Source organism: Paenibacillus sp. 1-18 (genome assembly GCF_000520755.1).
In the GTDB taxonomy this organism is placed as follows: Bacteria; Bacillota; Bacilli; order Paenibacillales; family Paenibacillaceae; genus Paenibacillus; species Paenibacillus brasilensis.
This window is the reverse complement of record NZ_ASSB01000175.1, coordinates 1-318: the sequence shown is the minus strand read 5'-3', so window position 1 is coordinate 318 and position 318 is coordinate 1. Positions and strand designations below refer to the sequence as shown.

Below are 318 nucleotides of genomic sequence, written 5' to 3'. Positions count from 1 at the left end.
GCCAGTTGCAGCAGTCGTACCGGGAACTGGTTCAGACGGTAATCCCGGCGATATGCCGCAGCCGTATTTACCAGGCTGCGATGCTCAATCATGACGCCCTTCGGACGTCCCGTTGTACCGGAGGTATAGATCACATACGCCAGATCCTGCGGTTCGTTAATAGGTTCAATATCGGTAATGTCTCCGGTGTACAGTGACTCGTCATCCAACGCCAGCATCGTCTGCAAGCGCAGTCCCGTGGCTGGTTCGGATGTAGCTTGGCCTTCCTCCAGCCATGCCTGTGCGCGCTCCTGCAAGCCGGTTTGTGTCAGCAGCACT

General features: G+C 56.9%; 1 protein-coding gene. It reads right to left on the bottom strand.

Annotation, left to right across the window (positions count from 1 at the left end; genetic code table 11):
- Positions 1 to 318, bottom strand: a 318-nt coding sequence (locus L693_RS31340; protein ID WP_231503614.1) for an AMP-binding protein, incomplete at both ends; no start/stop codon positions are given.